A 17,623-nucleotide genomic window follows, 5' to 3' on the forward strand; every position below is an offset into this window, starting at 1 on the left:
GCCGAATTTTAAGGTGGGAGTTTTACTGCCCGTTAATGCGGGGTAATATATCAACGATTTTTTCGATATATATCTATCATAACTTACAATATATCAACGATTTCTCGGATATATCGATTGTTCGACAAAACGTAACAAAAAAGACGTGCATTCACTGCACGTCTTTTTATTATTTTCCTATATAATGGATATAAAAATTCTTAAAGGAGACGAAACAATGATTGGAATACTAGCAGGAATGGGACCAAAATCGACTGGGCCATTCGTCGATACAGTTGTAGCAAATTGCCAAACAATATACGGAGCAAAGCATGATATGGACTTTCCTCATATGATGATTTATTCATGTCCAACACCGTTTTACATGGATCGCCCTATTGATCACGAAGCGATGAAAAAAGCAATTATTGAAGGAGCACAAAAGCTTGAAAGTACTGGCGCAAGCTTTATCGCTATGCCGTGCAATACGGCGCATCTTTATTTCGAGGAATTACAGCATTCTCTGTCCATTCCAATTTTAAATATAGTCGATGAGACATTACAAGCAATTCCTAAAAATACAAAAAGAGTCGCTCTTCTCGCAACAGAAGCGACAATCCAGGCTGGTATTTATCAAGACGGGATTGCAAAACGTAATATAGAGTACATTTATTATGAAAAATGGCAAACGATGATTAATCAAATTATTACGTATATTAAAAGCGGAGAAGTTGAAGAAGCTCGCAAATTATGGAGCGCACTCGTTGTGCAGTTGAAGGATGAAGTAGCTACCGCAATTATCGCATGTACTGATTTGAATGTTGTGGCTAGTGAGGATTTTGTTGATTCTTCTCAATGTCTTGCGAAAGCGGTTGTTAGGATGTACTTATCAAATATAAAGAGATCTTCATAAACATAGAAAACACTCCTTCTAAAATGTGTTTTATGTTTAATAAAAATCCCACAAACTTTTAACTTTCTTCACAATTCTTTCAAAGTAATCACACTTAATCTCGCTATATTAAAATGAGGAATTTATTCATATAGGGAAGGTTAGGGGAACTGAAAGTATGAAAGTAAATCGTTCGCTTCACTACATTTTTTGGCGTTGGCATTTTTATGCTGGGCTTTTTATTACGCCGCTTCTTATTACGTTGTCACTGAGTGGCATTGGGTATTTATTTCGGGAAGAGGTTGAAGATTTAATCTATAAAGATTTATATTTTGGGAAGAGCGCCCAAACAGAATCTATTTCGATGGCTGATTCTATTTCCTTAACAGAGAAAAAATATCCACATTATAGCGTGGCAAAAATTAGCGAGTTTAATGGGGATTATAATACGAGACTTACGATTGCAAATGAGTATACGGGACAACAAAAATATGTGTATTTAGATAGCAATAATCAAATTGTCGGAGATCAAAACGCAAGTGAAACGTTTGCCAATATAATGCGGGAATTACATAGTTCTCTTTTAGTTGGTGGCACTGTCATCAACTATACTGTAGAACTTGCGGCATGCTGGACAATATTCTTAATTGTGACTGGGTTGTACATGAGTATACGCCAATTCAAAAATACACCGGTATCCAATAAGCGAGAAAAAGCAAAACGACGTCATTCTATTATCGGTATTATATTTACAATTCCACTCGTTCTGCTAGTCGCATCTGGATTGCCATGGTCAGGATTTATGGGTAACCAAATTTATAAAATCGCATCGTCGAATGAATCGCTCGGATATCCGAAATTGTATATGGCGCCGCCTGAATCAAAGGTAAAAGAATTGCCATGGGCAACAAGAAAAGCAGCCCCTCCTGAATCGGATTCAAATGAACCGAAAGCTATTTCTGTCGATGAATTACAAAAAGGAATTGAAATAAAGAAGCCATACGTTATCTCACTACCAGCTGATCCGAAAGGCGTATTCACAGTTTCGAAATCAAGCGGTTCTGGTATTACAGGTATGCATGTTGCACCAAATGAAGAAATAACAGCTTACTTTAATCAATATAGCGGGGAACTCATTTCGAAAACAGACTATCGTGATTATGGATTACTTGCACAATGGTTCACTTACGGTATCCCGCTTCACGAAGGACATTTATTCGGATGGCCAAATAAAATATTATGCTTACTAACGACATTATCTTTATTACTTCTCATTTATTACGGAGTAAAAATGTGGTTAGCAAGAAAGCCGAAAGGAAAATTAGCAGCACCGCCAAAGCAAAGAGATAAGAAAAGCATATTCGTTTTCTTTATCATGATGGTTATACTAGGCGCTGTCATGCCTTTATTCGGACTATCTGTTTTAGTTATTTTTGCGATTGAACTTCTTATATATGTATTTTCAAAAATACGCTCATAGTAAAAAAGCATTTGTACTCCCTTGTACAAATGCTTTTTTATTTACTATTTTCTTTTTTTCTACCACTTATTAAAAAGACGATATCTACTATAATAATTACGCCAATTATTACCTGGGGCACATAATCCATCATAGTAGGACCACTTGGCCTATTCATCATCATATATATTCCAGTTACAAATGAAATGGAAAGTAGCACGAGTAATGTAACCTCAATATGGTCATATAGCTTTTGAAACAATCTCTTCATTTCCGCCACCACCTTTACCATATTATAACAAAGAAAACCACTCTACATGAGTGGTTTTCTTCATCACTGCGCCGTTTTCTTTCGGTACATCTTCCCGTTCCAATAGAAGAATCGTGAAGTGAGACCTCCGTATTTTACAATGCGCCGTGCCATTTTGTGCATATTCTTTTGTGCTGATACTTTTTGGTCTGATAAATAAATACCAAGTAATCCTCGGCTTATGAGACGATGAAACTTCGCATGAGGCAAATCACCAATGCTCTTCTCTGCTTCTTCTACAAAATGTTTCATACGATCTAATATCACTTGCTCGTTTTCGTAATAACTACAGAAATTTAAATCTCCGCCTATACGGTCTTCTTCTTGATCAATGAAATAATCAAGCAAAATATGAAGTCCTTGTACGTAAGGGAAGTATCCTTGTCTAATTTTCGCAATATCTTCATCATGTAATTCATCATGAAATGCATATGCGACAAGACAGAAAATTCCAAGTGTAGAACCGGCACATGCTGAAAATTCAAACCAACTCATCTCAGGTAAGTTTTCTTTATGTGCTTCAAACCAGTTTTTCAGGCGCGGCTCTCTTTCTTCTAATTTCACGTGTTTATGAATTTGCAAATCACAATAATAACAAGCAAGTTCATGAAGAACAGAAGCAATTTTGTCATAGTGCTTCGTTTTCTTTAAAACATCTTGGCATGTTTCAACAAGTTCATCTAAATAACCACCATCATCTTGATCATCACGATAACGATAATAATTACCGCCGCCTTCTACTTCAGGTGATAATGCCATTAACATCGATTCATGCAGTGCGGCAAAATCATTTGGATCAAGTGATGTACTGCGATCACATAAATTATCTAAATAGTCGCTGATCGTTTGATACGCTACGATAAAACGAATACATTCTTCTCGGTGTTCATTTGCTAGCAGAGCTAAAATGCCACCGCCCTCACAATGAAACGTTTTATGCTCAATACTTGCGATTGCCTGACTATGAAGCTCATCATTCGGAATATGGTAGGCACGCTCTTTCCACATCGCTAGCTCATGGTGTACAACCGGAAACACATCACGGTATACTTTCGCCATGAGCGTTATGGGATTACTCGGTACGTTCACTTCTTCCTTCATCTCCTCTATTAAATGTACAAATAATGATTTATTTGTTTGTTTTTACTATATTATTGACATGCATTTCAGTAAATGACTGAATATAACTCAAAATTTCATCACGCTCATACTCATTTAATAGCTCGTGATAACAATTCGGCCATTCTTTAAAAGCCTTATCACTTATTTTAACATTATCAAACCAAGTGCGGACACGTGTTTTATCTACAAGTTTATCCTCACAAGCTTGCATTAGCAAGAGCGGAACATCTGGAAAATCATCTATTTTTTTATGAGCAATTTCGATAGACTTAATCAATTCACTATACCAACGTACTGATACTTTGCGCAAGAACAATGAATCATTCTCCATCGCGTCTCTCACTTCATGATTACGAGTTGACATTTCCACTGTAAGATTCGTTGCAAATTGCAATTTTGGAGCGATAATATTTAATATTTTTGAGGCAGCTTGAAGCGGTGCTGAAGGTCCAGTCACTACCCCTAAACATGGCGAACTTAAAATAATGCCGTCTACATCTTCTCTCTTCGTTTCTTGCATCATACGAATGACGATAAGACCGCCCATACTATGACCGAATAGAAAAATAGGTAACCGATACTTTCTTGCCTCTTTCACCCACAATTTAACTTCCTCTATGTATTCATCAAACGAATCAATATGTCCTCTATTTCTTGAAGTCGTTCCATGTGACGGAAGGTCCCCCATCACGACGTGGTAGCCGATATGATTCCACATTTCTGCAACAGCCTCGTAACGTCCGTGATATTCCATCGCGCCGTGCACAATAATGATTACAGCCTTTGCTTCCTCCGCTTCATAATTCCACATACGGACCTCCTCCATTTCACTCTTTTTCATAATTTGATACACTGAAACTAGTCTCTAGGAAAGGAAGGCTTTACATGATATATCCTTACAAAGAAAAAAATCCGAAAATTGCGAGTAGTGCTTTTATCGCTGATTATGTTACCATTACAGGCGATGTTTCCATTGGTGAAGAATCAAGTATCTGGTTTAATACAGTCATACGCGGTGATGTGTCACCAACAATCATTGGAGACCGAGTAAATGTACAAGACCAATGTACACTTCACCAAAGCCCGCAGTATCCTCTTATTTTAGAAGACGATGTTACCGTTGGGCATCAAGTTATTTTACATAGCTGTCATATTAAACAAGATGCTTTAATTGGAATGGGATCTATTATATTAGATGGTGCTGAAATTGGCGAAGGAGCCTTCATCGGTGCTGGAAGCCTCGTTTCACAAGGAAAGAAAATCCCGCCAAACACGTTAGCTTTCGGTCGCCCAGCGAAAGTCATTCGTGAGTTAACGGAGGAAGACCGTAAAGACATGGAGCGAATTCGCACACAATATGTTGAAAAAGGTCAGTATTATAAATCATTACAGAAGTAACTTTTCCAGCTGCCATTAAAGTGGCAGCTTTTTTTATAAAAACTAACTTTTTCTTTACAAAACATTATTACTCCCTCAATAAAATCTTATTAAAATAAAAGCTAATATCTCCATATATATGTAAGCAAGGGAGGAGAATTTTCATGAAGGCCAGTGGACTGTATAAAATAGAATGTTACATTTTCAAAGGAATTAACCGATACTTTGATCAAAAAACATTAAATATCTTTTTCAGCAATATTACTCATATAGGTGGTGCTACTTTCTCAATCGCACTCACACTGTTCTTTTTATTTTTTGCAAAAGGGACTTTGCATCAAACTGCAATCGCATCTGCTATTTCTTTAACAATTAGCCATATTCCTGTACAAATATTAAAAAGATGTTATCCACGAAAACGTCCTTATTTAACAATTCAGGATGCGAAATATCCAGTCCACCCATTAAAAGACCACTCTTTCCCGTCTGGTCATACAACAGCCGTTTTCTCTGTCCTTATTCCATTTATTTGTTATAATCCAAGTTTATTTGTTTTTTTATTACCGTTAGCATTATGCGTCGGTATTTCTCGCATTTATTTAGGACTTCACTATCCGTCAGATGTATTCGTCGGTATGTGCCTTGGCACTTGCTCTGGCATCATCTCTTTTTATCAATTCATCCCACTTTTCACATAAAGGAGTGATATGATGAGAGTCGCCATTTTTACCGATACTTTTACGCCACAAGTTAACGGGGTTGCGAAAACGTTAGAGCGAATAACACAATATTTTCAGAAAGAACAGATCGCCTATTCTGTTTTCGCCCCTCAGCATACAGCTGAAGATAATTTCGTGGCCAATGTGAACAAGATGAGAAGTATCCCGTTAACAATATTATATCCAGAATGTCGCTTTTCTTTTCCTACTCCGCGCATTAAACGAGAACTTCTTTCCTTTAAGCCTGACATTATTCACATTGCTACACCTTTCAACATGGGACTTTGTGGATTATATTATGCAAAAAAGTTAAACATCCCAGTTGTCGGTTCTTATCATACTGATTTCGATGCTTATTTACGCTATTACAAAATCGAATTTCTCTCTAATATGCTTTGGAACTATTTAAAATGGTTTCATAGCCATATGCAAAAAAATTTCGTTCCTTCTTTTGAAACGTTACACCAACTAAAAAATAAAGGCTTTCAGGCCCTATCCATTTGGGGACGTGGTGTAGATTGCACACTCTTTCATCCATCTTACAATACAGACCTATTCCGAAAAAAATATAATATTACAGCGAAGTATGTCCTTTCCTACGTTGGACGGATTGCCCCTGAAAAAGATATTGATACGTTGCAACACCTTATCGTCAAAACAGCCCATACTCGAAATGACATTCATTGGCTCATCGCAGGAGACGGTCCTCTAGCAACAAATTTACGTGAAGCTGTTCCGAAAGCAAATGTCACTTTTACTGGATATTTACAAGGTAAAGATTTAGCTGAAGTATATGCTTGTTCTAACATCATGATATTTCCATCTGCTACTGAAACGTTCGGAAATGTCGTACTCGAATCACTTGCATGCGGTACACCTGTCATCGGTGCAAATAGTGGTGGGGTTAAAAATATTATTGCAGATGGAAAAACAGGAATTCTTTGCCCGCCCAAACATGCGGATTCATTTCTATCATCCATCCATTCTTTATTGCGAAATGAAGAGCAGCTTATACAAATGGGCATAGCTGCTTCGTCTTATGCTAAAACAAAAAGCTGGGATGAGATTTTCCGTGGGTTACTTGACCAATATGAAGAAGTCCTTCAGCACACCGCATCAGAATTACTCGCTTAAACAGAAGAACTCCCTTCAACTAGACGAAGGGAGTTTATTACACAGTTATAAATTTTAGTTTCATAAATGATACATAAGGTTAAACATTGTTTTATTTCTATATTCATTATATCAAAAATAAACATAACTAAACAGACTTGTAATAAAAACCCATAAAAATTAATATATAGTTATACACTATTTTAACTGTATAGTGATTTTAAGAAATTCCCCTTAAAATCAACTTACTCACATACCTTTATACAGTAATTGTTCCCCAATTTCTGTATACAAAAAAACCTTTCATTCATTTGAAAGGTTTTTTTGAGCCTGCACATATTCTTCTTTCGTATTCACATTTATAAACCAATCCGCATTCGCTTGTACATCTTCACCAACAATATACTTCACATTACATTGTGATAAAAGCTGGCCCATACTTCTTTTTTCTTCCTGAAGCAAAGCATAAATCTTTTCTTTCACTCGATTATGATACGCTGCAAGTAACGGTTGTTTCCTTCCATTAATAATAGGTACAACCGCATCATATTCATTGCTCGTTTGCTCTAATAAAATGGTAAACCACTCATGCGAAACATTTGGCGCATCGCAAGGCATAATAGCGTACCAATCTGCTTCTATGTATTCCATACCTGATACAATGCCGGCCAGCGGTCCATTCCCTTTATAATGCGGGATATCTTCTATAACAGGAACTTGTACGAATTGCTCTACTCGCTCTTTTATATCAGTATGGCTAATTACTACAATGTCTTGCAAAGTATTTCCCATCACTTTCACAATATGCTCAACAAAAGTAGTTCCCTTCCAAATTGCTAACGCTTTCGGCTCACCAAATCTACTCGACATACCGCCCGCTAATACAATTCCAGCACACTTACTCATTGGCGATGCAGCTCAAATGTAATATGGCCTAATTCCGGTAAAATTAATTTATTCATCGCAAGTCGAACCGCTCCGCTAGACCCCGGCATCGAGAAAACTACTTTGCGCCCAATTGTACCACCAATCGCTCTACTTAACATTGCGCTGCTTCCGATATCTTCTAAATAACTAATCATACGGAACAGCTCACCAAATCCAACAATTTCTTTATCTAATAACGCTGATACTGCTTCAATTGTGACATCGCGTTTCGTAATACCAGTACCGCCATTTGTTAATACAACATCTACATCTTCCTTATGATAACCAGCTAACACTGCTTGCTGAATACTTTCTTTATCATCTTTTACAATTTCATAAGAAGTTACTTTATGTCCCGCTTCTTTTAACAATTCATGTAATAGTTGTCCGCTCTTATCTGTTTCTTCCGTACGTGTATCGGAAATCGTAACAATCTTGCAACGCACTTCTTTTGGAGCTTGTTTTTTATGTTCAGTTACACTCATTTTTTATCTTTCCTTTCTTAAAGACTTTTCTTCATTTTATCATACATACCTTTACACAATTATGTATGAAGCCAATCATGCGCCATGATACAATATAAGTATACTAACCCACAAAAAGGAAAGTGCAATTTCTTATACTCCTAGACTACACATCTTTAGCTACTCTTTATATTTTCTACATAATAGAATTCAATTTTAAAACTTGTACTAAAAAATAGATTGGAGGTCTACATAGTATGGAACTTTATAAAAAATTAACAACAACATTCATCCTCTTATTCGTCGCTTCCATCACTGTCGGCTTTTCCTTAAAAGGCGCAATTCCATACGCTACATTAGTAAGCATTATATTCGCGACACTATTTTTACTAAGTAGTGCCTTTTGCGCAAGTAAAGCACGTCAAATGAAAGGTTGATTACATATGTTCAAGAAGAAACCAATCCTTTGTAAATCATGTGAAAAAGAAATACAAACGTATGAAAAAGCGTGGATTCATATGCCATTTCCGGCAAATGGTATGACTAATATAAGAAAGTATATTGAACTAGAAGGACACATTTATTGTAGCTCGTGTATTGAAATAATGAACAAAAACTAGTAAATACAAAAGGTGGGCTTATATTGTTTGAATCAAACCGTATCCAGTTACGAAAGTTTTCCGAAGATGATATTCTAACGTATTATAAATGGCATAATGATATAGACGTTATGAGTTCAACTACCCTTAACCTTGATAAATATTCCTTACAAGATACAGAAAAACTTTGCCAGCAATTTATTCATTCTTCAAACTCTAAAAGCTATATCATTGAAGAAAAAGCTACGCATCTTCCAATTGGTATTACTTCTTTAATTCATATTGATTCGTATAATCGAAACGCTGAATGCATTATTGATATTGGTAAAAAGGATTACTGGGGGCAAGGTTATGGGAAGGAAGCTTTCACTTTATTATTGAATTATGCATTTTTAGAATTAAATTTACATCGCCTTTCTTTACGAGTATTTTCTTTCAACGAGAGAGCAATTAAATTATATAAATCACTCGGTTTTCAACATGAAGGAACTTGTAAAGAAGCTATATTCCGCAACGGCACTTGGCATGACATTGAACTCTTCGCTTTATTTCAACGTAATTATAAATAAAAAAAGCTTTGCGCTCACTGCGCAAAGCTTTTTTTCATATATTATAGACCAGCTTGCTCTTTTAAAGCTGCAGCTTTGTCTGTACGTTCCCATGATAGATCTACATCAGTACGTCCGAAGTGGCCGTAAGCTGCTGTTTGTTTGTAAATTGGGCGACGTAAGTCTAGCATTTTAATAATACCAGCTGGGCGAAGATCGAAGTTGTTACGAACTAGTTCTACTAATACGTCTTCAGATACTTTACCAGTGCCGAATGTATCAACTGAAATTGATACTGGTTGTGCTACACCAATTGCGTATGCAAGTTGTACTTCTGCTTTTTCAGCAAGACCAGCTGCTACGATGTTTTTCGCAACATAACGAGCTGCATATGCTGCAGAACGGTCAACTTTCGTTGCATCTTTACCAGAGAATGCACCGCCACCGTGACGAGCGTATCCACCGTAAGTATCAACGATGATTTTACGTCCTGTTAAACCAGCATCACCTTGTGGTCCACCAATTACGAAGCGGCCAGTTGGGTTAATGAAGAATTTCGTTTCTCCATCGATTAATTCTGCTGGTACTACAGCTTTAATTACGTGCTCTTTTAAGTCGCGATCGATTTCTTCCCATGTAACATCTGGGTGATGTTGTGTAGAAATTACGATAGTATCAACACGTACTGGTTTACCATTTTCATCATACTCAACTGTAACTTGCGTTTTTCCATCCGGACGTAGGTATGATAACGTATCATCTTTACGTACTTCAGTTAAACGGCGAGCTAATTTGTGAGCAAGCGAGATTGGAAGTGGCATTAACTCTTGTGTTTCATTACATGCGAAACCAAACATTAAACCTTGGTCTCCTGCACCAATTGCCTCAATCTCAGCGTCAGTCATTTGACCTTCGCGTGCTTCTAGCGCTTGGTCAACACCCATAGCGATGTCAGCAGATTGCTCATCGATAGATGTTAAAACTGCACAAGTTTCTGCATCGAATCCGTATTTTGCGCGTGTGTAACCAATGCCTTGAATTGTTTCACGAACGATTTTTGGAATATCTACGTAAGTAGAAGTCGTAATTTCCCCCGCTACCAATACTAAACCAGTTGTTACAGTTGTTTCACAAGCTACACGTGCATTTGCGTCTTTTGATAAGATCGCATCTAAAATTGAATCAGAAATTTGGTCACAAATTTTATCTGGATGTCCTTCAGTTACAGACTCAGATGTGAACAGATGACGTTTTTTTGTCATGTGGTAAACCTCCCTACAGTAATTGTATATATTGTACGGAACTCATCCTTAATTTGCCACAGATTGCGACATACATTTATTCTCCCACACAAGCATACAGAAAAACCTTTCCTACTTTATATAGAGGAAAGGTTTAATTTGCTACTTGCATACTGCTTTTTGCCCTTCGCTCTTATCGTTCGAGACCTGTAGCCTCGCACAGGTTTTAGCACCTATTCACCTGCATTTATCAATACAAGTGAGGTTGCTGGGCTTCATCGGGCCTGTCCCTCCGCCAGCTCGGGATAAGAGAGTATCCGTCCCAACCTATACTAAAGAAATGATATTCATTTGTCAATTAATATTCACATTTTCGTGAAAGTTTTTCTCAATGCGCCTAAAATGAAATATTAATAAGGAAATAATGTATTCACACAAACAAAAAGAAATAAATAGTATACATTATTTATATAATTGTGTTATACTATTGTTGGGGATTACGAGAAATATTTCATTAAATGAAAAGGATGGTATATAAATATGAGTACTGTGAATGTCCAAATTGGTTTACATGAATTATTGAACGGAAGCAATGCACAGATTCAACTAAGTGTTCCGCAATTAGTGGAAAAAGTATTAATGCGAAATGAAGGGAAATTAACTTCTACTGGTGCCGTTTCTGCTTCAACAGGAAAATATACAGGACGTTCTCCTAAAGATAAATTTATTGTGAAAGAAGCATCGGTTGCTGACAAAATTGCTTGGGGAGCTGTAAACCAACCGATTTCTGAAGAACATTTTAATAAATTATATACTAAAGTTTTAGAATACTTAAAAGAAAAAGAAGAGTTATTCGTCTTCAAAGGATTTGCAGGCGCTGACCGCAATTACCGCCTACCAATTCAAGTTATTAATGAATATGCATGGCACAATTTATTTGTACATCAATTATTCATTCGTCCAACTGAAGAAGAATTAACAACTCATGAGTCAGGGTTCACAATTGTTTCTGCACCGAACTTCAAAGCTGATCCAGCTGTTGACGGTACAAACTCTGAAGCATTCATTATGGTTTCATTCGAAAAACGTATTGTACTAATTGGTGGTACAGAATACGCTGGAGAAATGAAAAAATCAATCTTCTCTATTATGAATTTCTTACTACCTGAACAAGATATTCTTTCTATGCATTGCTCTGCAAACGTAGGTGAAGAAGGTGACGTAGCACTATTTTTCGGTTTATCTGGAACAGGTAAAACAACTTTATCTGCTGATCCAAACCGTAAATTAATTGGTGATGATGAGCACGGTTGGTCTGATAACGGTGTATTCAATATTGAAGGCGGTTGCTACGCAAAATGTGTAAACCTTTCTCACGAGAAAGAACCACAAATTTTCGATGCAATCAAATTTGGATCTGTTTTAGAAAACGTTATCATTAATGACCAAACGCGTATCGCAGACTACAACGATACTACTTTAACAGAAAATACTCGTGCTGCATACCCTATGCATGCGATCGACAATATCGTACTGCCAAGTGTTGCTGGACACCCAAATACCATCATTTTCTTAACTGCTGATGCATCTGGCGTATTGCCTCCAATCAGTAAGTTATCAAAAGAACAAGCTATGTATCATTTCTTAAGTGGTTACACTAGTAAACTAGCAGGAACAGAGCGCGGTGTTACATCTCCGCAAGCTACATTCTCAACTTGCTTCGGTTCACCATTCTTACCACTTGATGCATCTCGCTACGCTGAAATGCTTGGTGAAAAAATCGAGAAACACGATGCGAAAGTATTCTTAGTAAACACTGGCTGGACTGGTGGCGAATACGGCGTTGGTAAACGTATGAACTTAGGTTACACTCGTGCAATGATTCAAGCAGCATTAAGCGGCGAACTTGCAAAAACTGAAACAGCTAAACATGACATCTTCGGTCTTGAAGTTCCACTTCACGTACCAGGTGTACCTGACGAAGTGTTAATGCCTGAACAAACTTGGGCTGATAAAGCTGCTTACAAATCAAAAGCAATCGAGCTTGCAAATGAATTCAAAGAGAACTTCAAAAAGTTCGAAAGCGTTTCTGAAGATATTATTAACTTAGGCGGCCCAATCGCTTAAATTAAAAATTTCTGTTGGAATAACCCTTTACTCATATGAATAAGTGTCGTGTAAACGTAAAGTTTCGCGTACTCACCGACAAAACCCAATGCGGCTTAACGGTTACACACACTTACATAAAAAAGAAGCTTACGTGAAAACGTAAGCTTCTTTCTATATCTTATATAAAGTGAAACGTTAATCTCTTGATCTGTGACTTAAATCATAAAATGGCATGCCAACATCTATAATTTTACAGAAAATTCACTTTATATTTATTCGTTTTTAGTTTTTTTATGATACAATTTACATATACAGGAAAGGGTGAGACCTATGAAAAATTTTTCTCGTACAGGAAAAATTTTATTCAGTTATGGAGCGATTCAAGTTTTTTGGGGACTTGTAATGCTTAACGTTAATTTATTTGAGCATACAAGTGAAACGATAAAATATATTATTCTAATTACCGGAATAGTTTGCTGTCTTATATCCAACTTTTTTAAAGAAGCTAAGAGTCATACTAATACGTAATTTCATGTTAACTTATTGGAAGCAGAAACCTGTATTTTATGTAAAGTTATGCTTCCTGCTGTACTATCCATCACTGAATCACTTATCCCAGAGTAAACCCATTTCAACAGAGACAAGTCATGGCTTCGAACATATAAATAATATCCCTACTCACTACATCTCTCGGGTTTCACATCACATGGGGCTAAAAAAGGCCCTGACCGCTTCTATCCGTGGCTGGATCATCTATTCCATCTAAAAAGAATTCTTTTATCTTTTTATCTTTTTTAGCTCTTTGTTAGTTCTTTCTCATCTTTCATGCTATAGTAACCTAAATTCACAACGATTAAGAAATAACCACCCATAATCCCTACTGCAAACGCCCACATAACCATGTGGTGCTCAATTTCGTACATAATAATAGCACCCAAAATGGCAGCTGCAAAACGGTTAAACATACCGAGTGTCGGTGCTTTCGTCTTCTTTACAATACTATCTCCAAGCTTCTCAATTCTTCTCCCTAAAAGCCAAACGCAATACATACTTACAATAAGCCCAATTCCAGCGCCTAAAAAGTGTGCTGAAAACGGTGTTAACATCCATCCTAGTAACAAAATACCTAGTATATAATACGATTGGATTTTAAATGATCTTAGTGACATACTAATCATGCTGTACCTCTCTTCATTCGTTCTTATCTATCCAACAAAAAATTTCTTTCAAATTCATATTCCTTAAATCCATTTCATTTAAATTAAAAACAACATAAACAGTATGTTTATGTTGTTTAAATGTTTTTAGAAAATAATATTATACAAGATTTCAAACATCATATTCTCATATTTTGTGACGGTTTTTCAAACTTTTTTCGTCCATTTATGAAAAAAATGATATCAATCTATGAACATACGGATATGATGTAATAAGCACACAAATAAAGGGGGCGTCTAATGATTTATTTTTTAATGGCTCTCATTCACCTCATTATCCCTGCACTTATTGGACTTTCATTGTATTGGTACACGAAAAATCATAGCATTTTTTACGCTGTCCTCGGTGTTCTTCTTCCAGGTATTATTCTTATTACACTCTTCCGTATTCCATTTTTAAACTTAATTCCACTTATTACTGCTATCTTATTTCTCATCTTCTTACCAAAAATAAAAAAATAGGAAAGCAGATCATAGGTGATCTGTTTTCCTATTTTGATATAGGTTCCCCTGCAATAGAATGAACTTTTCCTTTCTGGGATTTCACAAACCATAGACCGACAAAAATGATAATTCCACCGATGATCTGTTGAAACGATACATATTCATTTGCCCAGACAGCTGCAAATAAAACAGCTACAAGCGGCGTTATATACATATATACCATCGTATGTGACGCTCCAATTTTTTGAACACCAACATACCACATTACTAGACCAAATACTGTTACAAAGAAAATAGAATATAGTAAAGCAAATAGTGTCATTCCGTGAATAATGTGAAATGGCATGACAAACACATGCGGACCACTTAACAATAATAGCGGAATCGCACCCACTAGCGCAGACCATGCTGTAACACGTAATGCTGAATATTTTTTAATTAATGGTCCTGCTAAAACAGGATAAAGCCCCCAGCATATTGATGTAATAAGTCCAATTCCATTGCCATAAAAAGAACTAGTAAGTGAATGCCCTGCTACTAAAACTAATTCTGCACCAACAAAAGCAATCATAGAACCGATTAACTTTCGAGAAGAAAAATTTTCTTGTTTCAGAAAAATCGCAAATACAGTTGTAAAAATAGGTGATATAGAAATGAGTAAAGAGGCATTTGTAGCGGATGTATATTTGACAGTTTCCATAAATAGCGTTTGATACAGTACAATACCTACAACGCTAACGATGATTAATCTAGGTATATCCTTTCGCTCCATATAAACCGACTTTTCAATAAAAAAGGTAAGGAGTAACAGAAGCGGTGCCGCCGCCATCATACGAAGTGCAGTAAACTCAATTGCTGTAAATTCTAAAAGTCCATACTTCGCAATTGTATAGTTAATCCCCCAAATAATAACAACACTTAAAATTAATAACTCAATTCCCCATCTTCTCATGCGTATCCCCTCCGCAAAGAAGATTATACAGAAAATTCAATCACATGTACATTTCATTATGTGAAAAAATCTTCGTATTGTCAGGAGAGGTGTACGTTATTTGGTGTATGAATTTATATCGGCGATTTTTCGAATATATCGGCGCAACTCGAATTATATCAGCGATTTTTTAAATATATCGACTTATCAACAAAAAACGACAATAATAGCAACTTATACAATAAAAAAAGGTGGTTCCAACATACATTTTGGACCACCTTTCCTTTACTACACTCGAACATGTAACTTCATATTCGGATTATAAAATTGGCTCGGACTCTTCAGCTGAAAAGTTCCTCCACCTTCATGCCAATCAACCGTTAACTTATCGTCCATAAATACAAGCTTTGTACGATCAGCGATAAAATTCATTGTGCTTGATTCAATATCCACATCGCGCTCATCTTTCTCTGCTACAGCTACTAAATCGATGATTCCGCTCATGACACAACCGCAACCCTCATTATCGTAAAATAACTTTATATATTTCGCTTCACTTGGAATCGTATCCATAATCTTTTTATATGCTGCTTCTGTTACAGTAACGTACATATGTTAATCTTCATCCTCTCTTCTCTTATCATTCATATATTGTATCACCATTTTTCTTAAAAGTTATATACAGAAAATTAAGACTAATATACAATGTATGTGATAAAGTTTCAGCAATCGAGCTTTTATGAGTAGTTCATGCAGGAGAAAGGATGTTTACTATCTGTTTTCAAACTACAACGCTATCCTATGTTATTAGGTCTATTTAGTATTTTCTTCATTTCTAGCGGAAGGCTATTACAGCATGTACTTCCCTATTCTCCTTCTATTAGCTGGATTCTAGGTTTTATTTGTTTCCTATCCGCTTCTTATTTTGCTACGAAGAATATAAACAACTCATAAAGCAAGAATCATCTTAAGGAGGATTATTAAACATGCCAGCCTTAAAAAAAATAGAGCAATCACTCGATCACTTATTTCAAATTGAAAAATACGGAAAAGATAGTGCCTTTAGTCGATTTATACCAGCCGTATATGATCCTATCAAATTTCCTTGGCAACAATTTTTTGAAGCAAATTTTGTAGATTTATTTAACGGCCTTATGATGCACGGATCTGAACATGTAACCAAAGTATTTTTAGCTGTATTCCCTACAGATGACGTTCTTGAAACATTCATTTCACAATCCACACCCGGTGATTTACTCTTTATGCACCATCCCCTTGTAATGGAGTGCGGTGATCCAATTGGAAGATCCGGTCGAGGTTTCATACCAATTCCTGAAAAATATTTGCAAGAAATAAAAGAAAAACAACTTTCTATATATACATGTCACGTACCAATGGATTTTCATCAAACGCATGGAACGAGTATTTCAATTGCAAAAGCATTAAACGCTACTGTAGTGGACGACTTTGCATATGGAGGTCCAGAACAAGAACCAGTTGGCCTTATTTGTGAAATAGATGAAACATCAACAGAAGCACTCCAAAAACATCTAAAAAAACTCTTCCAGATTCCTTACACAGACTTCGAAGGTAAACGACATGATTCCATCAAAAAAATCGCAATTATCGCTGGATGTGGCGATGTTGTATCTTTAATGAAGGAAGCAGAAGAAAAAGGTGCTGAAGCATATATTACAGGAGAAATCCATTGCCATATCGACAATGATTACGGCCGATATAAATACTCACTCATTATGGATTATGTAAAAGAAACGAATATGTCTCTAATTGGTGTGTCACACTCTGCCTCTGAATATTTAGTGAAAGAGACATTGATGTATGATTGGTTTAAAGAGAATTTTGATGTGGATGTTATTTTGCTTCCACAGGAAAAATGGTGGCTCTAACACTATCATTTTTTTAATTTATATACACAATACAATCGACCACAGAAAAATAGATAAAGTGAAACCTTAATCAGTGGGGGGTCTTCATCCCCCACTGATTATCATCCCTCACCAATCGGACTGCCCGGCAAATAGCTGAATAAATGAGAACGCACATGTACCAACGTAAATGCTTTCGTTGTGCCAGAAAACGAACCTACCAGTATTATAGCTGGAAACCTATTTTTGAGGGAGAATACAACCTCTCTTTATATTCATGCCGCAA

21 protein-coding genes and 1 riboswitch are annotated in these 17,623 nt (G+C 36.3%); of the genes, 12 read left to right on the top strand and 9 right to left on the bottom strand.

Going from position 1 to position 17,623, the window contains the following annotated elements; genetic code table 11:
- The first annotated feature begins 217 nt into the window (after positions 1-217).
- Positions 218-892 carry an aspartate/glutamate racemase family protein gene (locus tag ACTFRH_RS25765; protein ID WP_000579340.1) on the top strand — a complete coding sequence of 225 codons (675 nt, stop codon included), beginning with the start codon at positions 218-220 and terminating at the stop codon, positions 890-892.
- 157 nt (positions 893-1,049) lie between these two features.
- Positions 1,050-2,351: a PepSY-associated TM helix domain-containing protein gene (locus tag ACTFRH_RS25770; protein WP_000867843.1), complete on the top strand. Its 1,302-nt coding sequence runs from the start codon at positions 1,050-1,052 to the stop codon at positions 2,349-2,351.
- Between the two features lie 37 nt (positions 2,352-2,388).
- Here the strand turns inward: ACTFRH_RS25770 and ACTFRH_RS25775 are convergent, their stop codons facing one another.
- The 3 genes from ACTFRH_RS25775 to ACTFRH_RS25785 all read right to left on the bottom strand — a co-directional run bounded on the left by ACTFRH_RS25775 (position 2,389) and on the right by ACTFRH_RS25785 (position 4,573).
- Complete coding sequence (locus ACTFRH_RS25775; RefSeq protein ID WP_000825350.1) at positions 2,389-2,601, bottom strand: hypothetical protein; 213 nt, start codon at positions 2,599-2,601, stop codon at positions 2,389-2,391.
- A 63-nt stretch (positions 2,602-2,664) separates the two neighbouring features.
- Positions 2,665-3,729 (bottom strand): tetraprenyl-beta-curcumene synthase family protein, encoded by a 1,065-nt coding sequence (locus tag ACTFRH_RS25780; protein ID WP_001102469.1) that lies wholly within the window; start codon positions 3,727-3,729, stop codon positions 2,665-2,667.
- 40 nt (positions 3,730-3,769) lie between these two features.
- A complete protein-coding gene (locus ACTFRH_RS25785) occupies positions 3,770-4,573 on the bottom strand; it encodes an alpha/beta hydrolase (RefSeq protein WP_000267406.1) in 804 nt (267 codons plus the stop codon).
- A gap of 74 nt (positions 4,574-4,647) precedes the next feature.
- On the opposite strand from ACTFRH_RS25785, the gene ACTFRH_RS25790 reads away from it, so the two are divergent.
- The 3 genes from ACTFRH_RS25790 to ACTFRH_RS25800 all read left to right on the top strand — a co-directional run bounded on the left by ACTFRH_RS25790 (position 4,648) and on the right by ACTFRH_RS25800 (position 6,992).
- Positions 4,648-5,160 carry a gamma carbonic anhydrase gene (locus tag ACTFRH_RS25790; RefSeq protein ID WP_000640201.1) on the top strand — a complete coding sequence of 171 codons (513 nt, stop codon included), beginning with the start codon at positions 4,648-4,650 and terminating at the stop codon, positions 5,158-5,160.
- 143 nt (positions 5,161-5,303) lie between these two features.
- Positions 5,304-5,837, top strand: coding sequence for a phosphatase PAP2 family protein (locus tag ACTFRH_RS25795; RefSeq protein ID WP_000647632.1), 534 nt, complete (start codon positions 5,304-5,306; stop codon positions 5,835-5,837).
- 12 nt (positions 5,838-5,849) lie between these two features.
- Positions 5,850-6,992: a glycosyltransferase family 4 protein gene (locus tag ACTFRH_RS25800; protein WP_001261598.1), complete on the top strand. Its 1,143-nt coding sequence runs from the start codon at positions 5,850-5,852 to the stop codon at positions 6,990-6,992.
- A gap of 282 nt (positions 6,993-7,274) precedes the next feature.
- Here ACTFRH_RS25800 and ACTFRH_RS25805 read toward each other — a convergent pair whose 3' ends face one another.
- Entirely contained in the window at positions 7,275-7,877 is a 603-nt protein-coding gene (locus ACTFRH_RS25805) for a molybdenum cofactor guanylyltransferase (RefSeq protein ID WP_000030831.1), read from the bottom strand.
- Positions 7,874-8,383 (bottom strand): MogA/MoaB family molybdenum cofactor biosynthesis protein, encoded by a 510-nt coding sequence (locus ACTFRH_RS25810; protein ID WP_000117124.1) that lies wholly within the window; start codon positions 8,381-8,383, stop codon positions 7,874-7,876. Before ACTFRH_RS25810 ends, ACTFRH_RS25805 begins: the two co-directional genes overlap by 4 nt.
- A 236-nt stretch (positions 8,384-8,619) precedes the next feature.
- On the opposite strand from ACTFRH_RS25810, the gene ACTFRH_RS25815 reads away from it, so the two are divergent.
- Genes ACTFRH_RS25815 through ACTFRH_RS25825 form a run of 3 tightly spaced genes read left to right on the top strand, consistent with a single transcriptional unit; the run spans position 8,620 to position 9,530 of the window.
- Positions 8,620-8,799: a hypothetical protein gene (locus tag ACTFRH_RS25815; protein ID WP_000424808.1), complete on the top strand. Its 180-nt coding sequence runs from the start codon at positions 8,620-8,622 to the stop codon at positions 8,797-8,799.
- A gap of 6 nt (positions 8,800-8,805) precedes the next feature.
- The gene (locus tag ACTFRH_RS25820) at positions 8,806-8,982 is read left to right on the top strand and encodes a hypothetical protein (RefSeq protein WP_000473607.1); all 177 of its coding nucleotides are present in this window, start codon (positions 8,806-8,808) and stop codon (positions 8,980-8,982) included.
- 23 nt (positions 8,983-9,005) lie between these two features.
- On the top strand, positions 9,006-9,530 hold the full coding sequence (locus ACTFRH_RS25825; protein ID WP_000464117.1) for a GNAT family N-acetyltransferase: 525 nt from the start codon (positions 9,006-9,008) through the stop codon (positions 9,528-9,530).
- A gap of 41 nt (positions 9,531-9,571) precedes the next feature.
- Here the strand turns inward: ACTFRH_RS25825 and metK are convergent, their stop codons facing one another.
- Entirely contained in the window at positions 9,572-10,771 is a 1,200-nt protein-coding gene (gene metK / locus ACTFRH_RS25830; RefSeq protein WP_000163115.1) for a methionine adenosyltransferase, read from the bottom strand.
- 169 nt (positions 10,772-10,940) lie between these two features.
- A riboswitch (SAM riboswitch) is annotated at positions 10,941-11,062 on the bottom strand.
- A 228-nt stretch (positions 11,063-11,290) separates the two neighbouring features.
- Here metK and pckA point away from each other — a divergent pair.
- Together pckA and ACTFRH_RS25840 are read left to right on the top strand one after the other, a co-directional pair.
- Positions 11,291-12,877 carry a phosphoenolpyruvate carboxykinase (ATP) gene (gene pckA / locus ACTFRH_RS25835; RefSeq protein ID WP_000108811.1) on the top strand — a complete coding sequence of 529 codons (1,587 nt, stop codon included), beginning with the start codon at positions 11,291-11,293 and terminating at the stop codon, positions 12,875-12,877.
- A 312-nt stretch (positions 12,878-13,189) separates the two neighbouring features.
- Positions 13,190-13,387 (top strand): hypothetical protein, encoded by a 198-nt coding sequence (locus ACTFRH_RS25840; RefSeq protein ID WP_000788123.1) that lies wholly within the window; start codon positions 13,190-13,192, stop codon positions 13,385-13,387.
- Positions 13,388-13,653: 266 nt separating this feature from the next.
- Here the strand turns inward: ACTFRH_RS25840 and ACTFRH_RS25845 are convergent, their stop codons facing one another.
- The gene (locus ACTFRH_RS25845) at positions 13,654-14,037 is read right to left on the bottom strand and encodes an ATP synthase subunit I (protein WP_000624926.1); all 384 of its coding nucleotides are present in this window, start codon (positions 14,035-14,037) and stop codon (positions 13,654-13,656) included.
- 279 nt (positions 14,038-14,316) lie between these two features.
- Between ACTFRH_RS25845 and ACTFRH_RS25850 the strand changes: the two genes are divergently transcribed.
- A complete protein-coding gene (locus ACTFRH_RS25850; RefSeq protein WP_000639042.1) occupies positions 14,317-14,538 on the top strand; it encodes a hypothetical protein in 222 nt (73 codons plus the stop codon).
- 28 nt (positions 14,539-14,566) lie between these two features.
- Here ACTFRH_RS25850 and ACTFRH_RS25855 read toward each other — a convergent pair whose 3' ends face one another.
- Both ACTFRH_RS25855 and ACTFRH_RS25860 read right to left on the bottom strand, forming a co-directional pair.
- Positions 14,567-15,472 (bottom strand): DMT family transporter, encoded by a 906-nt coding sequence (locus ACTFRH_RS25855; protein ID WP_001255417.1) that lies wholly within the window; start codon positions 15,470-15,472, stop codon positions 14,567-14,569.
- A 267-nt stretch (positions 15,473-15,739) separates the two neighbouring features.
- Complete coding sequence (locus tag ACTFRH_RS25860) at positions 15,740-16,063, bottom strand: iron-sulfur cluster biosynthesis family protein (RefSeq protein WP_000289570.1); 324 nt, start codon at positions 16,061-16,063, stop codon at positions 15,740-15,742.
- A gap of 374 nt (positions 16,064-16,437) precedes the next feature.
- On the opposite strand from ACTFRH_RS25860, the gene ACTFRH_RS25865 reads away from it, so the two are divergent.
- On the top strand, positions 16,438-17,358 hold the full coding sequence (locus ACTFRH_RS25865; protein WP_001111116.1) for a Nif3-like dinuclear metal center hexameric protein: 921 nt from the start codon (positions 16,438-16,440) through the stop codon (positions 17,356-17,358).
- The last annotated feature ends 265 nt before the right edge of the window (positions 17,359-17,623 follow it).

It is taken from the genome of Bacillus cereus group sp. MYBK216-1, from assembly GCF_051916495.1.
GTDB classification, from domain to species: domain Bacteria; phylum Bacillota; class Bacilli; order Bacillales; family Bacillaceae_G; genus Bacillus_A; species Bacillus_A thuringiensis_K.